The following is a 17,051-nucleotide window of genomic DNA, read 5'->3' on the forward strand; positions in this document are numbered from 1 at the left end:
TCGTTCTGAGCCAGGATCAAACTCTCCAGTTTAATTTGAAACCGGAAAATCCGATTCTAGTTTGAAACAACTGACTTGTTACATTTTGAAACCCACAAATGCTGTTTCGTCTACTATTTAGTTTTCAAAGACCAAGCCGCCGTTTGCGACAGACTCAGCACCCTACCCGAACCGGACCAACCTGTCAAGAAATTCTTTTCAGATTTTTTCGAAACTCTTTCCCCGTCTCAGTCATCGATGAGATTGCGAGCTTCACGCTCTCAACTTCAAGCTGCTGACTATCAACAGTTAACGAACTTCTTTCCGGCTTATTCGGTTGCAAAGAACTGTGCTGCGAAGTCAGACTTTATAGCAAAGGCGTTTTCTGCTGTCAATGCTTTTTTTCCGACCCGCTGCCGAACAAGTGGTGCGTTCGTCAGCGGATGGTGGTTATAACAAAAGCCCTCACCCGCGTCAACGGGTTTGTTGTTTGTTTTTTCCAATGGTGGGAAAGGGCAACGGTCGGTGCGCTGTGGCGGCTTTTTATGGACTCGATGGACGGGGTGGACGACCTCATGGACAGGCGAATATACACACAGAAAAGGGGGGCGATGCTTGCGCATCGCCCCCCCTACTAACTGCTCTAACGTTTGCGGCTAAGCTTGCGCCGCTTTCAGGGCCTGCTCTATGTCGGCTATGATGTCCTTGACGTCCTCTATGCCTATGGAGAGCCTGATGAAGTCGGGGCTCACGCCACTTGCCAACTGCTCTTCTGCGGAGAGTTGCTGGTGAGTGGTGGACGCCGGATGGATCACTAAGCTCTTTGCATCGCCGATGTTGGCCAGGTGGGACAGCAGCTTTACGTTGTCGATGAACTTCATGCCTGCTTCAAGCCCACCCTTGATGCCGAAACCAATGATGGCGCCTGCGCCGTTCAGGTACTTCTTGGCGTTCGCGTGGTCTTTGTGGCTCGGCAGACCTGGATAGTTAACCCAGCTCACCAGCGGATTCTGCTCCAGCCATTCGGCAACCTTCTGCGCGTTCTCTACGTGACGCTGCATCCTGACATGCAAGGTCTCTATCCCCTGGATGATCTGGAAGGCGTTGAAGGGTGAAATGCAGGCGCCCATGTCGCGCAGAAGTTCTACCCTCATCTTGATTATGTATGAGATGTTGCCCAACGCGTCCCAGAACTTCAAGCCGTGGTAGGAGGGATCCGGCTCTGTGAACTCGGGGAACTTGCCGTTGTTCCACGGGAAGGTGCCGCCGTCGACTACGCAACCGCCGATACTGGTACCGTGGCCTCCCAGGAATTTGGTCAGCGAGTAGACGACGATATCGGCGCCGTGCTCAAGCGGTTTGAATACGAACGGCGTGGCCGCGGTGTTGTCCACGATATAGGGAATGCCTGCATCGTGTGCGACCTTGGCAATGGCCTCGAAGTCGTCGACGTTATTCTTGGGGTTACCTATGGCCTCGCTGTACACCAAACGGGTGTTCTCATCGATGGCTTTGCGGATGTTCTCCGGGTCGGAGGAGTCGACGAACTTCACGGTGATGCCGAGTTTCGGCAGGGTGTAGTGGAACAGGTTGTAGGTACCGCCATAGAGATAGCTGGTGGAGATGATGTTCTGCCCGGCACTGGCGATGTTCAACACCGCATAGGTCGTGGCCGCCTGGCCGGAAGCCACTGCGAGCGCGGCAACACCGCCATCCAGCTCCGCCACTCTCTTCTCAAGCACGTCGGTGGTGGGGTTCATCAAACGGGTGTAGATATTGCCGAACTCTTTGAGCCCGAAGAGGTTGGCGGCGTGTTCTGAGTTCTTGAAGACATATGAGGATGTCTGGTAAATGGGAACCGCACGGGACAAGGTGGCAGGATCTACAGTCTGGCCGGCATGAAGTGCGAGGGTATCGAATCCGAATGAATTTTCTGACATAGGTTCTCTCCCGTCCTTTTCTGAAGTTCTTTTATAAAGAATGCGTGATGTATTCTCTATACAAAAACAGCAGCCGCACTGTCAACAAATTTACCGCGGCATCTCCAGCAAATTAGTCTGGCAACCTGCCGTAAAGTTCCGTAGCCCGTGCGAGTTTGGCGGCAAGCCTCCCGGAGAAGGCATCAGTAGGGCATCTCCAGCTCCAGTTGCCTCCGGCTACGCCCGGAACGTTCATCCGGCCATTGCTAGGCAGTTCCAGCAGATCCTGCATGGGGATGATGGCATAGTCGGCAACTGAGGCGAGGGCGCATTTCACCATCTGCCACACGATGTCGCCTCCATCCCGATCAAAATAAGCCAGCACGTTCTTTTGCTCTTTCGTCTTCAGCGTATCGAACCACCCCGCAGTGGTGTCGTTGTCGTGAGTCCCGGTATAGACCACGCAGGAGCGGACATGGTTGTGCGGCAGATATGGATTTTCGGGGCCGGATCCGAAGGCGAACTGCAGAATCTTCATGCCGGGGAAGCCGAATTGTTCCCTGAGAGATTCCACCTCCGGCGTAATGATGCCGAGATCCTCGGCGATGATGGGGAGATTTCCCAACGCGTTGCGCAAGGCATGGAACAACGCCTCACCCGGCCCTTTCACCCACCGGCCGTTGATCGCCGTCTTCTCCCACATTGGCACTTCCCAGAAGGCCTCGAAGCCGCGGAAGTGATCGATGCGCACCATGTCGTAGAGGCAAAGGTCGTTTCTCAGCCTCGCGATCCACCAGCCGTACCCCTCCTGGGCCATCTGTTCCCAGTTATAGAGCGGATTCCCCCAGAGCTGCCCGGTCTTGCTGAAATAATCCGGCGGCACCCCTGCCACTACGATGGGAACCCCTTTCTCATCCAGGTGGAAAAGGTGGGGATTGGCCCAGACATCTGCGGAATCGTAGGCGACGAAGATCGGCAGGTCACCGACTACCGAGATACCGAGAACGTTCGCATAGCTCTTCAACTTCTTCCATTGCCGAGCGAACTGCCACTGCTGGTACTTCTGCTCGCCGATGGCGGTACCTAATTTCTCGCTCCAAAAAGAAAGCGCAGCAGGCTCCCTACTAGCCAGCGCATCCGGCCAATCCTTCCAGCTAACACCCTTGAACTCTTCCTTCAGCGCCATGAATAGCGCGAAATCGTGCAGCCAGAAGGTGCCATCGCAGAACTGCCAGAATTCCTCTTTGCGCTTTTGCGGCGCCTCCGCGAAAAAACGCGCCGCCGCATCCCTCAAGCGCCCCAGCTTGTACTCTTCGACCGTCGGGAAATCAATCCTGTCGGTGGAAAGGTCGGGCCTGTTTTCCTGGGGCAATAGATCCCCATCGTCCTGGACTGCTTCCAGGTTGACCAGAAGGGGGTTGCCCGCAAAGGCCGAGTAACAGGAATATGGGGAGTTTCCATAGGCGGTAGGGCCAAGGGGAAGGATCTGCCAGAGAGACTGACCGGATTTGTGCAGAAAGTCAACGAAACGCCGCGCTTCTTCGCCAAATGAACCTATGCCTCCGGCTCCTGGCAACGAGCTGGGGTGCAGCAGTACCCCACTCTTTCTCTGTCTCACCATGTACACCTCGATAACATTGAAATAGAAATGAAAGTCATACGGAATTTTAGCAGTGAGTACTATGACATAAATAAGTTGTAATGCAATACTGTCAGGGTTTACGAGGTCTGCAACAAATGGTATAGTGCCGCCCATGGAAACTATAAAGACAGCAACTTTTGAAGCTTTGATGGAACTGGCCGTAGCTGACGGCGACGGCTATGTTTTCACCTTGGACGGAGAGACCTTCAGGATCAAGGATACGCTTGAAATTACCGGGATCGCTACTAAGAAGGGTTACATCATAATCTACTAGTCGGGGAAAGGGTCCGGCTTTGTGGACCTGGTGGACCGTTGACCGCATGTACTGCCTGGGACACGATTGAGTCACGCTCCCGACAAAATCTCGTCGACGCGCTGGCCGTCAAGGGTCTCTTCTTCCAGTAACGCCGCCGCCAATGCATCTAACTTGCTCCGATTGGCACTCAAAAGCTCCAGTGACTTACCTTCGGCTGCCCTGATAAACGACGCTATCTCCTGGTCTATCAGCCAGGCCATCTCTTCGGAAAATGTCTTTTCTTCCGCGAGCTTCATACCGAGAAAGGGATGCTCCTCTCCTCTGGAGAAGGTCATCGGCCCTATCTTCTCACTCATCCCCCACTGACATACCATCTTTTCCGCCAGGTCAGTTACATGCTTCAGATCGCTCTGGGCACCCGACGACACGTCGTTGAAGACGATCCGCTCGGCGACCCTCCCCCCCAGCGCCACGCACAGACGGTTGACGAGATAGGCGCGCGGGTAGTGGTAACGGTCGTCTTCGGGCAACTGCTGGGTAACCCCAAGAGCACGCCCCCGCGGCAGTATGGTTACTTTGTGGACCGGATCGGTGCTCGGAAGAAGGCGGGCCACCAGGGCGTGCCCCGCCTCATGGCAGGCCGTGATCCGCCGCTCCTCGTCCGAGATCACCATGTGCCGCTCGCCCCCCATCAGGAGCTTGTCCTTCGCCCGTTCCAACTCGTCCAGACCGACGACATGCTTGTTCTCACGCGCGGTGAGAATCGCCGCCTCGTTGACCAATCCCTCCAGGTCCGCTCCGGTCATCCCAGGTGTTCCCTTGGCGATGACCCCCAGATCGACATCGGCTGCCAGCGGGATCTTCTTGGTATGAACCCTCAAGATCTTCTCGCGGTCACGCCAGTCCGGCCGCTCTATGACCACGGTGCGGTCAAAGCGCCCGGGGCGAAGCAGGGCAGGATCGAGGACGTCGGGCCTGTTGGTGGCAGAAATGACGACCAACTCTGTGTGGGGATCGAAACCGTCCATCTCCGAGAGCAGCTGGTTCAAAGTCTGTTCGCGCTCGTCATGCCCACCGCCGAAACCCGCTCCACGGCTCCTTCCGACTGCATCCAGCTCGTCAATGAAGATGATGCTGGGGAGCGATTTCCTTGCCGTGGCGAAAAGATCCCGCACCCGGCTCGCGCCCACCCCGACGAACATCTCTATGAAGGCCGATGCGGAAATGGAGAAAAAAGGTACACCAGCCTCCCCCGCCACCGCCCTCGCCAAAAGCGTCTTGCCGGTTCCCGGAGGCCCGACCAGCAGCACCCCTTTGGGGACCTTTCCTCCTACCTGCTGGAACTTCTTAGGCTCTTTCAGGTATTCCACCACCTCGCGCAGTTCCTGCTTGGCCTCTTCCATGCCGGCCACGTCCGTAAATGTCACCTCGATCCGCTCGGAGGTATACGCCTTGGCGCCGGAGCGGGCGAACCCGCCCATCATCCCGGTCGGTCCCTGCTTTCTCATCCCCCGCATCACCAACCACCAGACCCCGAGGATGATGAGCCACGGCAGGAGGTACAGGAACAAGGTCCCCATCGCTGACCCTTCCGTGGAAACGACCGAGACGTCGACCCGTCTGCTGTTAAGCTCGGGCAACAGGGTCATATCTTCTATAGACGGTAATGTGGTGGTGAAGTTGGAGACGCTGACGGTCCCCCCCTTTTCATCGACGGTGGCCGCGGGAACCTTGACCTGATTGCGGAACTGCCCTTTGACGTTCTTCCCCTTGAGCGTGACCTTGGTCACGTTGTTCGCTGCCACCTCGTCCCGGAAACGGGTGTAGCTGATGTCGGCCCCGCGCTCCGCCGTCGGCTTCACGACTGCACCGTAGAACAGGTCGACCAACAGCACGAACAATGCGGCGATCATCAGGGGTTTCCAGATGCCTTGTCCCATGAACAGGCTCCTGTAGTTGTACTAACGTTAAAATACCACCGAATTCTAGCTGAGATAACTATCATTACAAGAGATTAATCTGCTCTGACAGGGGTTCTAATCGCGTTGCGGTGCGGCAGTGGGGTCTTAAAGCGGCAGGAAAGGCTCAACTCTCTACGCGGTAAGAGCCAAAGCCAAAGGAAGCACCTTTGCCGAGATGGGTGGCCATCCCAAGTTGCAAGAGCAGGTGAAACGGCTCGAGATCGCCGCCAAATACCGCGGTTCCGGCGATCCCCGCCGGACGGCCGTTCCACGAGACCAGCCGGCAGCCGTACTCGAGGGTTTCCACGGCATCGCTGCTCTGGGAGAGCCAGCGGTAATCGAGGGACGGCTCCGCCCCCTCGTAATGATAAGCAAGCGAGGAGATGCGGCGCATCAGCGACCGCGCGAATTGGGCGAAGGTGAAGGTCTTCAGCAGCCTTCCCTCATGGACGAGTTTCAGCGGGGTGAGCAGATGCAGGGTCACCGTCTCCGTCGAAAGCGGTCCTGCCAGCACCGGGTCCTGTGAACTGAGCAGCGGGACGCCGCAGGCCGCGTCGATCGGGGTACGCCCTCCTCCCGGAGCCTCCGCTTCCACCCGCAAGACGCGCCCTTTCCTGGATTCTACGAGAACCCGCACCGCACAAAGGTAATAGAAGACATGCTGGACAGCGCTACCGACCAGGTGTAGAGCCAGCTGATGGTTCGTGCCGCGGTTAGGGGATGGAGGTAGCACAGGGAACTGGAAGATGAAGGGAAGCGGCGGCTTCTGGTGCCGCCGGACCGCTTCCGGGTCCTTGGCTATCTGCTGCCCGAAGGTGGCGGGAAAAGGACAGGGGGCCGCAGGAAGGCAGCCGGCGCAGTCGGACCTGCGGCAGGCAAGAGAGCTTCGGAAGGCGCTCTCGAACTCGGCGCGGGTGACAAAAAAAGCGTGGGGGTCAGGAAGATCCGACGCGAGGGTAAAGGTGAACAGCAGCCTGGCGTAATGCAGCTCCACAAATAATCTCCACTTCTTTGCGCGCAGCCGGACTGGGAGCTCGCTGAAGGGGGACAGGCACCTTGCGGAGCCAGTCCCATTCAGGGATGGCTTGAACCGATATCCGGCGGGGCGGTTACTTCTGGTTGATCGCGCTCAGCTTCCAGGGGTTGTTGCCGACCGTCCTGGTGAAGGTCCAGTACTCCTCGAATTTGACCGGGTCGGTCTTGCTCCCAGAGACGACGGCCCCGGTAGCGTCGTCAGTCGTGTAGTCGAGGAGGTTGGCATAAACGAGGGCGGTGATGAAGTCCTTGCCGCTCTCCTGCCACGCCTCCGAGATCTCCACGTTGCGCACCGCGATGTTCTCCAGCCGGTTCACCCTCTTCTCCCGCAGCAGTTGATCGACGTCATTCTGCATGGCGGCCCGCATTTCATCGGTGAAAAGAGCGGAGACGCCGGAGAGGTCACGGTTCATCCAGGCCCCCTGGATCTTGAAGAACATGTCCATGACGGCGTCGTTGAAGCGGCCTTCGTCAAAAGAAGGATCCATCTGACGGATGTGCGAAAGCCCCTCCTCGACTTCGTCCTGTGCCTGCTGGTATCCCAGGGACTGCGCACTTCCCTGGCTGACCTGATAGTGATCGATGTCGATCACGTTGGGACGCTGCCCGTAGACATCTGCTTCGGGCTCACGCTTTTTCTTGACCATCCGGTAGATGAGATAGGCGATGCCGGCCAGAAGCAGGATATCGAAGAGGCCGATGCCGCCCCCCATGCCCATGCCGCCGCCAAAGCCCAGAGACCTGAACAGCATCCCTCCCAGGAAGCCCCCGGCGAGCCCGCCCAAGAGGCTCCTGCCAAAGCCGCCGAAGCCGCGCGAGGGCTGCTGGTAAGGGGGAGTCATGGGACTTGGGGTGGGGCTCGGTGCGTACTGACGTGACGGCGACTGGGACGGCGGAGCGACGGGGCGCGAATAGCTCCGGCTCCCTCTGCTTCCAAAGGAGCGTCCGCCGCCGGCGCGGGCATCCGCGTTCTGCTCCGCTATAAGCAGCACCATTGCCAGCAAAACCATTACGATTGCGCTTCGACCGAGGTATCTGTGCATTTTTTGCTCCTTTTTCTCGATGAACACCTTTAAGGGAAGGTTCAGGTAGTCGCTATGCAGTGCCGCCGCCCTCTTTCAGTCGCTGTTCCAGATATCCCCGCACCTGTGCCAGCACGTCGGCGACCGCCTCGTCGGCGGGGAGGATGGCAGCGAACTGCTCCAGCACGCCCCTCTCGCGGATAAGCCTGAGAGCCGAGACGAAGTTGATGTCATAGATCCACGACAACTGCAGGAGTTTGAAGTCGTTCAAGCTTCTCAGGCTGGAGAGGTGCACCATCTTCCCGTTTCTCACCGCATCCATCACTTCGGGAGAGCACCCCGGCAGGTCTGGAAACCCGAGGCCGGCGGCGGAGGGGCGCTCCTCTTCCGGAGTTTCGAAGTACTCGATGAAGACGCGCCAGATGTCGAGTTTGTCGGCATCGCGCAGCAGACGCAGCAGTTTTTCCGTCTCAGGCGGGAGTCCGGCCGGAACCTCGAAAGCGTTATGCAGCCGAACCGCGATCTCCACAGCTTCCCTCTCCTCACGGGGGAGAAAATCGAGCAGCGCGTGCTGCCGGGCCACCTGGGCCGAGAGATGGGCATGGTTGACGGAATCGCTGTCTTTGAAGGTGTGATAGTCCCTGAATTGGGGGAAGCGGCCCAGGTCATGGCAAACGGCGGCCACCTCGGCCAGTATGCAGAACCTCGGGCTCTCCCCCTGCGCGATGCGGCGGGCGGCAAGGCAGACGTTGCGGGTATGTTTTTCCTTGAGGTCGAAGTTGCGCTGCTGTTCCGGGTCCGCGCCGCGGAAGGAATCGCAGTACGAGGCAAACCAGGCCCGCAGCGGTTCCAGACCCGGAACCTCCGCGTCACTCATCATGCATCTTCCTGACGATGTACTCGGAGAACTCGGCCATGACCTTGGACTCGTCTCCCCCCTGGTAGGAGATGATGCTGCGGAGATGGGCGAAGGATTCGATGTCCATCTTGTCGAAGGCGCACCCGATCCCCCCCGGAACCAGCCTTGCCACCGTCCCCTTCACGTTGATGACGACGGGCTCGGTGGTCGCGGAAAGGTAGATGGTGATCTCCACAGGACTCCCCATCGGTATCTGCTCATCGGTCTCCATGTAGAGACCGTGCAGACTTACGTCCGTTACCTCGCCCTTTATCGCCACACCCTCTGCCTGCAGCAACGCCGAAACCCTGAACTCGACCCGTGAAAAATTGCGCCTGTCTTTCATCGTGATCCCCTTTCGGACACCCAGTCAAAAAAGGGGGGCGCGGCGCCCCCCTCGTGTTCCGCGAATCGCTGCAACGACGGCTTTTTAGTCTTCGAAGTTACCCGCAGGCCCTTTATCCCTGGAAAGCCCGGCAGCCTGCTTCGGGAGCATTTCCTTGGTCCACTGTGCCGGATCCTCGACGCGCTTGCCCTTGGGGCCGAGATCGTAAGAGCCCGCTTTGAGGATGGCGTCGACGGCAAGCGGCGCGGTATCGCCGGAGTTGAACACCTCGGTGATGAGCTTGTAGGCGAAATCCTCGACCCGCTTGGCCATCCTGTCACGCGCCTCCTTGGGCTGTGCCAGGAGCTTGTTTTCGAACGGGAGGTTGAGGTTTTTGTAATCCCCTTTCTTCCACCCCTTGGAGTCGGCGAAAGCGACCATTTCGGTCCAAAGCTCCTCGGTCATCCCCTCGCCCTTCACCTTGATGAAGTTGCCGTTCGCGTCGAGCTTGGCGTTGCCGTAGTCGTTGACCTCGAGCCCCCACGAGATGAACTGCAGCGCCGTGGCGACGTTGGCCTTGGTGGTGCGGGTCTTCTGGGCGATCTGGCGCAGCCTGTCGTAGCTGTTGCCGGAGGTGCCGTGCTGGGCGCCGTTCACGCCGTATTGCTTGATGGCCTCGTGGATTTCGGCGGTCAGTTCCACCTGGATGCCGGCGTCGGACGCCTCGATCCCGTGGGTGGTGCCGTTATTGAGGGCGATCCAGTCCGGGAAGACGCCGTGGGCGTTCAATCCCTTGATAAGGAAAAGCGCCTCGGGCACGGTGGAGAGCCCCTCTTTACCCTTGATCTCGCCCACCTCGGTCTCAAGACCTGCCCAGGCAGGGATGAACTGGTTCAGTTCCAGGTTCGCCAGGAGGTTTTCTTCGTCGGGGAGGTGGGATGCGTCGATGGCGATGGAGGTGATGCCGGCGTCGAACATGCTGGGGATCTCGACCTTGGCCGACTTGATGTCACCCTCACCCTTGATGCCGTAGTGGTCGGCATGGATGGCGACCGGAATGGTGATGCCGAGTTCATTGGCGACGGCGTCGACCTGACGGGCCATGTTCCAGTAGTTGACGGGGCAGTACGCTTTCTGGCCCCCCTCGGATTTGGCGATCTCGATGAGGACGGCGGCGTTGGCCCTTTGTGCCGCAGCCAGCACGCCGCGGATGACGAAGTGGTTCCTGCCGTTGGCTGCCAGTGCGAGGGCGTGCCCCTTGGCGTTCATGGCGCGATCGATCACCTTGCCGCTGACCAGCAAAGCCTTGGAATTGGGGAAAAGTTTCGCGACGTTGGGGGGACGGCCTACTTCGAGGGCTTTGACGAAATCTGAAGACGTTACGGGCATATCTCCTCCTTCTCACTGGGATTGTAGTCACTTCATCACAAAAACCGCTTCCTTATAGCATCTTAATCATACAAAGGCAAGGACAGATCGGTAATCGCGAGCCCTCCGATCGTCCCAGGTACAGTCACTTGGCTAGGGAGAATTCCGTGGCTCCGCCACCTGCGAACCTACCGCCGCCGAGGTATTCGCCATGCCAGAACAGGTACCCCTCACCCGGCGGAAGCCCCGCCTCGACCGCGGTAAAGGAGAGGCGCGAGGGAGGCGATCCCTTTTCCGCACCCACCACCGCTTGCAGCGGGTAGCGCGACAGCGTGGGATATTCCCCCCGTACCGTCTGCGCTTTTACGGCTTCCGCAACGGTCCCCCGCGAGACGGCATACTGCACCCCCTTTTCGCGCCGGGGTAGCCTCGCGTGCAGCAGCAACTCCCCGCTACCTTCTCCTGAGACGCGAAGGTCGTAACAGGGTGTCCAGCGCTCGTCCTGCAAAAGGTAGCTGACCCGCGCCTTGCCTCCGGCCAGCCAGATCCTTGCTGCGGCCACTCCCTTGGCGGCCGCGGCTATTTGCCGCTCCACCTCTTCGAGGTTGTTGCGGCACTTGCGCTTACTGCGGTACACCGACTCCATCTGGTTCAGCGCGAAGTCCGTTCCCTGCTGCAAGGACCCCAGGGGGTCGGGGTTCGCCTTGGTCTTGCGCGGCGCCTTGCCGCTTTGCGACCTGGCCGCAGCGCTGAAGATCTCCTCGCGCCTTTCCAGGACTGCCATGCGGTCCTGCAATTCGGCCTTGCGCTCCTTCAGGCGCGCTATCTCCCCGGCACGCCGCCGCTCCTTTTGCGCCGCCACCAGTTCCACCCGGAGCACCCCCCCGCCGGACGCCGGCTTCACCCGCAGCGAGCCCGGGGCGAAGTTGTCGGGGAGAGGGAGCTCGACGTAGCCGTTAGCAGCGGGCAGCTCCTGCTCCACCCGGGCGCCGTCCAGGAAATAGGTGACACTCTTCTGTCCGGCCAGGGCCTGTCCGCTAAGCGGCAGGGAGAGCAGGATAAGGGCAAAAGGCAAAAAGCGCATGCGGCACCTCGCAATGAAACCCTGTAGGGTCACCGGCAAAAAACACAGATGACAAATCTACAGGACCGAAGGGTCATTGCAAGAGCCGGAAAAGCTCTACTTTTCTACGTCCAGCAGTTCCACATCGAAGATCAACGTGGCGTTCGGGGGAATCACCCCGCCGGCCCCTGACGCGCCGTAACCAAGCTGCGGCGGGATGACCAGCTTTCTTTTGCCGCCGACCTTCATGGAGATGACACCTTCGTCCCACCCGGGGATCACCTCGCCCGCACCGATGCGGAAGCTGAAGGGCTGGCCGCGATCTACGGAGCTGTCGAACTTGGTGCCGTTTTCCAAAACGCCCGTGTAATGCACGGTCACCATCTTCCCGGAGGTGGGAGCGGCGCCGGTACCTTTAACGATATCGGTATAGGAGAGCCCGGAAGCAGTCACCGTCGCGCCGGCGGGGGCCTTGCTCTCGGCGGCCTTTTCCGTCACCGGCTTCGCCTCTTTCTGGGAACATGCGGGAATGGCCACTGCTGCCAGGAGCAGCAAAACGACGATGAACTTCTCTACGTTGCGCATCTACTTCCTCCGTCTGTGTTTTGTTCTTCTTGTCGGTGAGAACAGCAGTTTTTCTAGTCGAGCATATGGATGAACAGACCGCTTCTGAGTTTGGGTTCGAACCAGGTCGACTTGGGCGGCATGATCTTGTCCACGTCGGCAAGGGACATAAGCTCCTCGATGGAGGTCGGGAAGAGCGAGAAGGCGACCTCGTATTCTCCGGAGTTCACCACCCTCTCCAGCTCCTCGACCCCGCGGATCCCCCCCACGAAATGGATGCGCTGGTCGGTGCGCGGGTTGCGCACCCCGAGGACCGGGTTGAGCAGGTTGTCCTGGAGGATGGAGACGTCCATCGACGCCACCGGGTCCGTCTCGGAAAAAGACTCTTCGCGGGGAACGAGCTCGTACCACTTCCCGGCCAGGAACATGCCGAACTGGTGCCGCTCGCCCGGCTTCACCGGGCCGCAGACCGGGGTGACCTCGAAGCGCTCGGCGACCCGGGCCATGTACTCGGCCACGCTCCGGCCGTTGAGATCCTTCACCACGCGGTTGTAGGGCATGATGGTCATCTCGTTGTCCGGGTAGATCACGGTGAGGAAGTAGTTGTACTCTTCGCTGCCGGTGTGCTTATAGTTCGCGTTTTTCCTGAGGTCGCGCACCCGGCTCGCCGCGGCGCTCCGGTGGTGGCCGTCGGCGACGTAGAGTGTCGGGATGGCCGCGAAGCTGCTGGTAAGCGAGTCGATGAGGGCGCGGTCCGCAATGGTCCAAAGGGCATGGGAGACGCCGTCGTCGGTGGTGAAGTCGTAGACCGGCTCCCCCTTGGTCACCTCTTCAATGGTCCGGGTGATGCCGGGGTTGTTGCGGTAGGTGTAAAAGACTGGCTCGTCGTTGGCGTTCAAAACGTCGATATGCCTGACCCGGTCCTCTTCCTTGTCGGCACGGGTCAGCTCGTGCTTCTTGATGGTGCCGCTTTGATAGTCATCCACGCCGGCGCAGACGACCAGGCCGGTCTGGGTGATCCCCCCCATCTTCTGGCGGTAGACGTAATACTGCTCGCTTTCGTCCTGAACCAGCACACCCTGCGCCAGGAAACCCTTCAGGTTTTCATGTCCCTTGATGTAGACCTCTTCGGAGTGGACATCGATCCCCTGCGGCAGGTCGATCTCGGGGCGGGAGATGTGCAGAAAGCTCATCGGGTTCCCGGCGGCCATCGCGATGGCCTCTTCGGTGTTCATGACGTCATAGGGGAGAGCGGCCACTTTCTCGGCCAGCTCCTTCTTCGGGCGTACCGCTTTGAACGGTTTGATAAATGCCATAACTGCTCCTGTCTTAGCTTCTTTTCTACCTTCTATGTTCTTAGCGCCGCGCCCGGTTTTGCGCGCCACTCTCTGTCCGAAACGCGAGGTTCGGAAGCTAGTGGCGCGGCTTACCATTAACCTATCGGCATGACGCGGCTTTTCCTTAAAAATACCTTTTAGCGCCGATAAATCGTTTCTGGAAGTACGACTCGTCCATGGAACTCACCTTGATGTCGTCCCCCCTGCGCGGGGCGTGGACGAAACGGCCGTTGCCGACGAAGATCCCGACATGGTTGATCTCCTCGGGGGAGCCCCCGAAAAATACCAGGTCGCCGTCCTTCAATTCATCCCGCCCCACCACGTCCCCCACGCGGTACTGCTCCCGTGAAGTACGCGGGATGTTGACGCCGCACAGGTTGTAGACGGCGCGGACGAATCCGCTGCAGTCCATGCCGTCGACGACGGTGTCCCCACCCCAACGGTACGGGATGCCTACGAAGCGCTCGGCGGTGCGGGCGGCGATCCCCCCCATGTCGCTTCTGTCGCGCTTGGCCACGGATTCCTCGGTTTTTCTTGGCAGCGCCGGCGGCTTGGCGATGGAGGGAGAAGGAGCCTTGTGCAGCGAGGGCTCGCGGACCGCCGGGGTCCGCTCGGCCTGCGGCGTGGCGATGAAATACGAGGTTACCACCCGGTCCTTCACCAGCTTCTGGGCCACCTGCCTCGCGTCCTCGCGGCGGGGGAAGTCGCCGAAGCGCACGGCGTAGATGCCGTTCTCCTTCTTGAAGTAGAAAGCCTCGATACCCTGTTCCTGCAGCTTGCGGGTGACGCGCTCGGCGTTTTTGACGTCGGAGAAGGCCCCTACCTGGATGGCATAGCCTACGCTGGAAAGTCCTGCGCGCTGGGCGGCGCATCCGGTGGCAGCCGGCGCCAGGAGCATCAGGCAGATGGCCAGTACGTGAATTTTTTTGAACATTGGATGAATCCTTACCCTAAATATCCTTGGTCTCCCGGCGCACTCCCATAAGGTACGGGACCACGAAGTCGTCGAGGGAACCGTCGAGGACGGCGTCGGGGTTGCCGCTCTCCACACCGGTGCGCAGGTCCTTCACCATCTTGTACGGGTGCAGCACGTAGGAGCGGATCTGGCTCCCCCAGCCGATTTCCTTCTTCTCGCCCGCTATGTCCGACGCCTTTGCCTCCCGCTCGCGCAGCTCCATCTCGTAGAGCTTCGAGCGCAGCACCTTCATGGCGGTGGCCTTGTTCATGTGCTGGCTCCGCTCGCTCTGGCAGGCGACCACGGTCCCGGTGGGGATGTGGGTGATCCTGATGGCGGAGTCGGTGGTGTTGACGTGCTGCCCGCCGGCGCCGCTGGAACGGTAGGTGTCGATGCGCAGGTCGCTCTCGGCGATCTTGATCTCGATGTCTTCCTCCTCGATTACCGGGAAGACGAAAGCCGAGGCGAACGAGGTGTGGCGCCGGGCGGAGCTGTCGAAGGGGGAGATGCGCACCAGCCGGTGGATTCCCGCCTCGGCCTTCAAATAGCCGTAGGCGAATTCGCCGGTGACCGCGAAGGTGACCCCCTTTACCCCGGCGCCGTCGCCTTCCTGGTAATCGGTGATCTCGGTCTTCCACCCCTTCTTCTCGCAGTAGCGCAGGTACATCCGCAACAACATCTCGGCCCAGTCCTGGGACTCGGTCCCCCCCGCCCCGGAGTTGATGGAGACGAAGGCCCCCGAGGCGTCGTGGGGGCCGGAAAGCATCCTGCGGAATTCCGCCTGGGACACCCCGGTCTCCAGCTGCGCGTTCATGGCGGCTACCTCGGCCAGGGTCGCCTCGTCCTGCTCCTCGCTCCCCAGCTCGATCAGCTCCTTTATGTCCCGCGCCTGTTTGTCGAGGCTCTCCCAGGTGGTGACGTCCTTTTCCATCGCGGTCCTGGATCTGAGCACCTTCTGGGCGTTGTCCGCATCGTTCCAGAAATCCGGGCGGGAGGTCAGCTCCTCGAGTTCCTGCATCCGCTCCTTCTTGTCATCTACTTCAAAGAGACCCCCGGAGCTTGTCAATACGCTCGGTGAGTTCTTCTACCTTGGCAATTTCTTCTCTGAACATCTGATTCTCCTTATCTCTCTTTAATCCCCCAAGGGGAGTGCGTTTGGTTGCAGCGGCTGGTGCCGCTTCTACAGGTGGCGCTGCACCTAAAAGCGTTTCTTTCTGAAGCAGGCCGCGCCGAGCGCGATGCCGGTCCCCAGGCAAAGGAGGGCAAAGATGTCGCCGTAGCGGCTGTAAAAGGTGCCGCCGGTCCCCATCCTCACCTCCCCGGAAAGGGTCGCCTCCTCGAAGAGCGGGGTCATGCCCCGGATGTGACCCTTGCTGTCTATCACCGAGGAGATCCCGGTGTTCGCCGCGCGCACCAGCGGAACCCGGTTCTCGACGGCCCGGAACACCGTCATGGAGAGATGCTGATAGGGAGCGGAAGAGCGCCCGAACCAGGCGTCGTTGGTGATGTTCACCAGCATGGTCGCCCCGTTTTCCACGTAGGCGCGCGCCACCTCAGGGAAGATCCCCTCGAAGCAGACCAGGACCCCGATCTTCCCGTTGCCGGTCTTAAGCGGTGCCGCCCCCTTTCCGGGGGAGAAGTCGCCGATCCCCTCCACCAGCTTGTTCACGAAGGGGAGCAGGGACGCCAGCGGCACGTACTCGCCGAAGGGAACCAGGTGCAGCTTGTCGCTTCTTCCGGCAACCACGCCGGCCGGGGAGATCAGGAACGCGCTGTTCAGGTAGCGCACCTTTTCTCCCTCCTGGTCGTAGGCGGGGCTCCCGGTCAGCAGGTAGCTTTTCAGCTCCGCCGCCAGGGCCTTAACCCGCGCGGCATAGAGAGGCTCCGACTGCAGGAAGAAGGGAAGCGCGCTCTCCGGCCAGACCACCAGGGTGCCGGGGCTTTGCGCACCCTGGCGGGTGAGCCGCTCGTAGGTCGCCACGGTCGATTGCTGGAAGGCGGGGTCCCACTTTTGTTCCTGGCGGATGTTTCCCTGCACCATGAGGACCCGCTGCAGCTCCCCCTTCTCGGGGCGGCTGAGCGCGATGACGCCATACCCGATGGTCGCTGCGATCAGCACCAGCAGCGCCAGCAGGCCCGTCACCGGATAGCGCTCCCTGTGGCGCATGGATACCCAGATCCGGTAGAAAACCACGTTGGCGAAGGCGACCAGGAAACTGACCCCGTAAACCCCGGTGAGGTCGCTGATCTGGATCAACGGCAGGGTCCGGTACTGCGAATAGCCGAGGTTGGCCCAAGGGAAACCGGTGAGAAGATAGGAGCGGACGAGCTCCCCCGCCACCCACAAAAAGGGAAACGTGAGCATCAGCCCGATCCGCTTCGACTCGCAGCGCCGCGTAAGCCAGAGGACGATCCCCGGGTAGAGCGCCAGGTAGCCTGCCAGCGCCAGGTAAAGGGCGACGCTCGCGGACAGGGGGAGCTTCCCGTAGGTAGTCATCACTATGTTCAGCCAGTAAAGGATGCCGGCATAGGCGGCGCAACCGGCGGTGAAACCGAGCCTGAAGCCCTCTCCCGGTGAAGCGCCGGCTGCGGCCAGAAACAGCGGCACGAAAGCGATCCAGGCCAAAGCCGAGATGCCCGGCTCCGGGAATGCCAGCGCCAGCATCCCCCCGGAAAGAAGCGCCAGCAGGTAGCGCCCCGCAGCAGACCTCCCAAGGTTCATCTTGC

16 protein-coding genes are annotated in these 17,051 nt (G+C 60.1%); 1 reads left to right on the forward strand and 15 read right to left on the reverse strand.

The annotated features are described in order from the left end of the window. Positions 1-308: 308 nt before the first annotated feature. The 3 genes from K419_RS23605 to malQ form a co-directional block, all read right to left on the reverse strand. Positions 309-602, reverse strand: coding sequence for a hypothetical protein (locus tag K419_RS23605; RefSeq protein ID WP_156912220.1), 294 nt, complete (start codon positions 600-602; stop codon positions 309-311). A 33-nt stretch (positions 603-635) separates the two neighbouring features. After that, entirely contained in the window at positions 636-1,919 is a 1,284-nt protein-coding gene (locus K419_RS0115175; protein WP_026842336.1) for an O-acetylhomoserine aminocarboxypropyltransferase/cysteine synthase family protein, read from the reverse strand. A gap of 112 nt (positions 1,920-2,031) precedes the next feature. Next, positions 2,032-3,519 (reverse strand): 4-alpha-glucanotransferase, encoded by a 1,488-nt coding sequence (gene malQ, locus K419_RS22165; RefSeq protein ID WP_035497317.1) that lies wholly within the window; start codon positions 3,517-3,519, stop codon positions 2,032-2,034. 169 nt (positions 3,520-3,688) lie between these two features. Here malQ and K419_RS24295 point away from each other — a divergent pair, with 169 nt between their 5' ends. Further along, complete coding sequence (locus K419_RS24295; RefSeq protein WP_015838487.1) at positions 3,689-3,814, forward strand: hypothetical protein; 126 nt, start codon at positions 3,689-3,691, stop codon at positions 3,812-3,814. Positions 3,815-3,885: 71 nt separating this feature from the next. Here the strand turns inward: K419_RS24295 and ftsH are convergent, their stop codons facing one another. The 12 genes from ftsH to lnt all read right to left on the reverse strand — a co-directional run bounded on the left by ftsH (position 3,886) and on the right by lnt (position 17,046). Then, on the reverse strand, positions 3,886-5,736 hold the full coding sequence (gene ftsH / locus K419_RS0115200) for an ATP-dependent zinc metalloprotease FtsH (RefSeq protein WP_026842339.1): 1,851 nt from the start codon (positions 5,734-5,736) through the stop codon (positions 3,886-3,888). Between the two features lie 145 nt (positions 5,737-5,881). Continuing rightward, positions 5,882-6,751 (reverse strand): CRISPR system precrRNA processing endoribonuclease RAMP protein Cas6, encoded by an 870-nt coding sequence (gene cas6, locus K419_RS0115205; protein WP_026842340.1) that lies wholly within the window; start codon positions 6,749-6,751, stop codon positions 5,882-5,884. Between the two features lie 115 nt (positions 6,752-6,866). Continuing rightward, positions 6,867-7,835, reverse strand: coding sequence for a Tim44 domain-containing protein (locus K419_RS0115210; protein WP_026842341.1), 969 nt, complete (start codon positions 7,833-7,835; stop codon positions 6,867-6,869). A 52-nt stretch (positions 7,836-7,887) separates the two neighbouring features. Next, positions 7,888-8,694 carry an HD domain-containing protein gene (locus K419_RS0115215; RefSeq protein ID WP_026842342.1) on the reverse strand — a complete coding sequence of 269 codons (807 nt, stop codon included), beginning with the start codon at positions 8,692-8,694 and terminating at the stop codon, positions 7,888-7,890. Further along, a complete protein-coding gene (locus K419_RS0115220) occupies positions 8,684-9,058 on the reverse strand; it encodes a PilZ domain-containing protein (protein WP_012529443.1) in 375 nt (124 codons plus the stop codon). The genes K419_RS0115215 and K419_RS0115220 overlap by 11 nt, the downstream gene beginning before the upstream one ends. A gap of 84 nt (positions 9,059-9,142) precedes the next feature. Next, positions 9,143-10,426: a class II fructose-bisphosphate aldolase gene (locus K419_RS0115225; protein WP_012529442.1), complete on the reverse strand. Its 1,284-nt coding sequence runs from the start codon at positions 10,424-10,426 to the stop codon at positions 9,143-9,145. A 124-nt stretch (positions 10,427-10,550) separates the two neighbouring features. Further along, positions 10,551-11,489: a hypothetical protein gene (locus K419_RS0115230; RefSeq protein WP_026842343.1), complete on the reverse strand. Its 939-nt coding sequence runs from the start codon at positions 11,487-11,489 to the stop codon at positions 10,551-10,553. Positions 11,490-11,585: 96 nt separating this feature from the next. Further along, on the reverse strand, positions 11,586-12,053 hold the full coding sequence (locus K419_RS0115235) for an FKBP-type peptidyl-prolyl cis-trans isomerase (RefSeq protein WP_026842344.1): 468 nt from the start codon (positions 12,051-12,053) through the stop codon (positions 11,586-11,588). A gap of 53 nt (positions 12,054-12,106) precedes the next feature. Further along, positions 12,107-13,348 carry a DUF1015 domain-containing protein gene (locus tag K419_RS0115240; protein ID WP_026842345.1) on the reverse strand — a complete coding sequence of 414 codons (1,242 nt, stop codon included), beginning with the start codon at positions 13,346-13,348 and terminating at the stop codon, positions 12,107-12,109. Between the two features lie 145 nt (positions 13,349-13,493). Beyond that, the gene (locus K419_RS0115245) at positions 13,494-14,303 is read right to left on the reverse strand and encodes an NlpC/P60 family protein (RefSeq protein ID WP_026842346.1); all 810 of its coding nucleotides are present in this window, start codon (positions 14,301-14,303) and stop codon (positions 13,494-13,496) included. A gap of 16 nt (positions 14,304-14,319) precedes the next feature. Next, positions 14,320-15,436, reverse strand: a protein-coding gene (gene prfB, locus K419_RS0115250) for a peptide chain release factor 2 (RefSeq protein ID WP_156912221.1) whose coding sequence is annotated in 2 segments (ribosomal slippage) — positions 14,320-15,366 and positions 15,368-15,436 — 1,116 coding nt in all. Because the reading frame shifts where the segments join, the coding sequence is not laid out codon by codon here. Between the two features lie 86 nt (positions 15,437-15,522). Beyond that, positions 15,523-17,046, reverse strand: coding sequence for an apolipoprotein N-acyltransferase (lnt, locus tag K419_RS0115255; protein WP_026842348.1), 1,524 nt, complete (start codon positions 17,044-17,046; stop codon positions 15,523-15,525). Between the last annotated feature and the right edge of the window lie 5 nt (positions 17,047-17,051).

It is taken from the genome of Citrifermentans bremense R1 (assembly GCF_000426865.1).
Classification (GTDB): Bacteria; Desulfobacterota; Desulfuromonadia; order Geobacterales; family Geobacteraceae; genus Geomonas; species Geomonas bremensis.

Bases quoted from the DNA above. Each gene is read 5' to 3' on its own strand.
- K419_RS23605 (WP_156912220.1), bottom strand. From the start codon at position 602: ATGCGCAAGCATCGCCCCCCTTTTCTGTGTGTATATTCGCCTGTCCAT.
- K419_RS0115175 (WP_026842336.1), bottom strand. From the start codon at position 1,919: ATGTCAGAAAATTCATTCGGATTCGATACCCTCGCACTTCATGCCGGC.
- malQ (WP_035497317.1), bottom strand. From the start codon at position 3,519: ATGGTGAGACAGAGAAAGAGTGGGGTACTGCTGCACCCCAGCTCGTTG.
- K419_RS24295 (WP_015838487.1), top strand. From the start codon at position 3,689: ATGGAACTGGCCGTAGCTGACGGCGACGGCTATGTTTTCACCTTGGAC.
- ftsH (WP_026842339.1), bottom strand. From the start codon at position 5,736: ATGGGACAAGGCATCTGGAAACCCCTGATGATCGCCGCATTGTTCGTG.
- K419_RS0115210 (WP_026842341.1), bottom strand. From the start codon at position 7,835: ATGCACAGATACCTCGGTCGAAGCGCAATCGTAATGGTTTTGCTGGCA.
- K419_RS0115215 (WP_026842342.1), bottom strand. From the start codon at position 8,694: ATGATGAGTGACGCGGAGGTTCCGGGTCTGGAACCGCTGCGGGCCTGG.
- K419_RS0115220 (WP_012529443.1), bottom strand. From the start codon at position 9,058: ATGAAAGACAGGCGCAATTTTTCACGGGTCGAGTTCAGGGTTTCGGCG.
- K419_RS0115225 (WP_012529442.1), bottom strand. From the start codon at position 10,426: ATGCCCGTAACGTCTTCAGATTTCGTCAAAGCCCTCGAAGTAGGCCGT.
- K419_RS0115230 (WP_026842343.1), bottom strand. From the start codon at position 11,489: ATGCGCTTTTTGCCTTTTGCCCTTATCCTGCTCTCCCTGCCGCTTAGC.
- K419_RS0115235 (WP_026842344.1), bottom strand. From the start codon at position 12,053: ATGCGCAACGTAGAGAAGTTCATCGTCGTTTTGCTGCTCCTGGCAGCA.
- K419_RS0115240 (WP_026842345.1), bottom strand. From the start codon at position 13,348: ATGGCATTTATCAAACCGTTCAAAGCGGTACGCCCGAAGAAGGAGCTG.
- K419_RS0115245 (WP_026842346.1), bottom strand. From the start codon at position 14,303: ATGTTCAAAAAAATTCACGTACTGGCCATCTGCCTGATGCTCCTGGCG.
- lnt (WP_026842348.1), bottom strand. From the start codon at position 17,046: ATGAACCTTGGGAGGTCTGCTGCGGGGCGCTACCTGCTGGCGCTTCTT.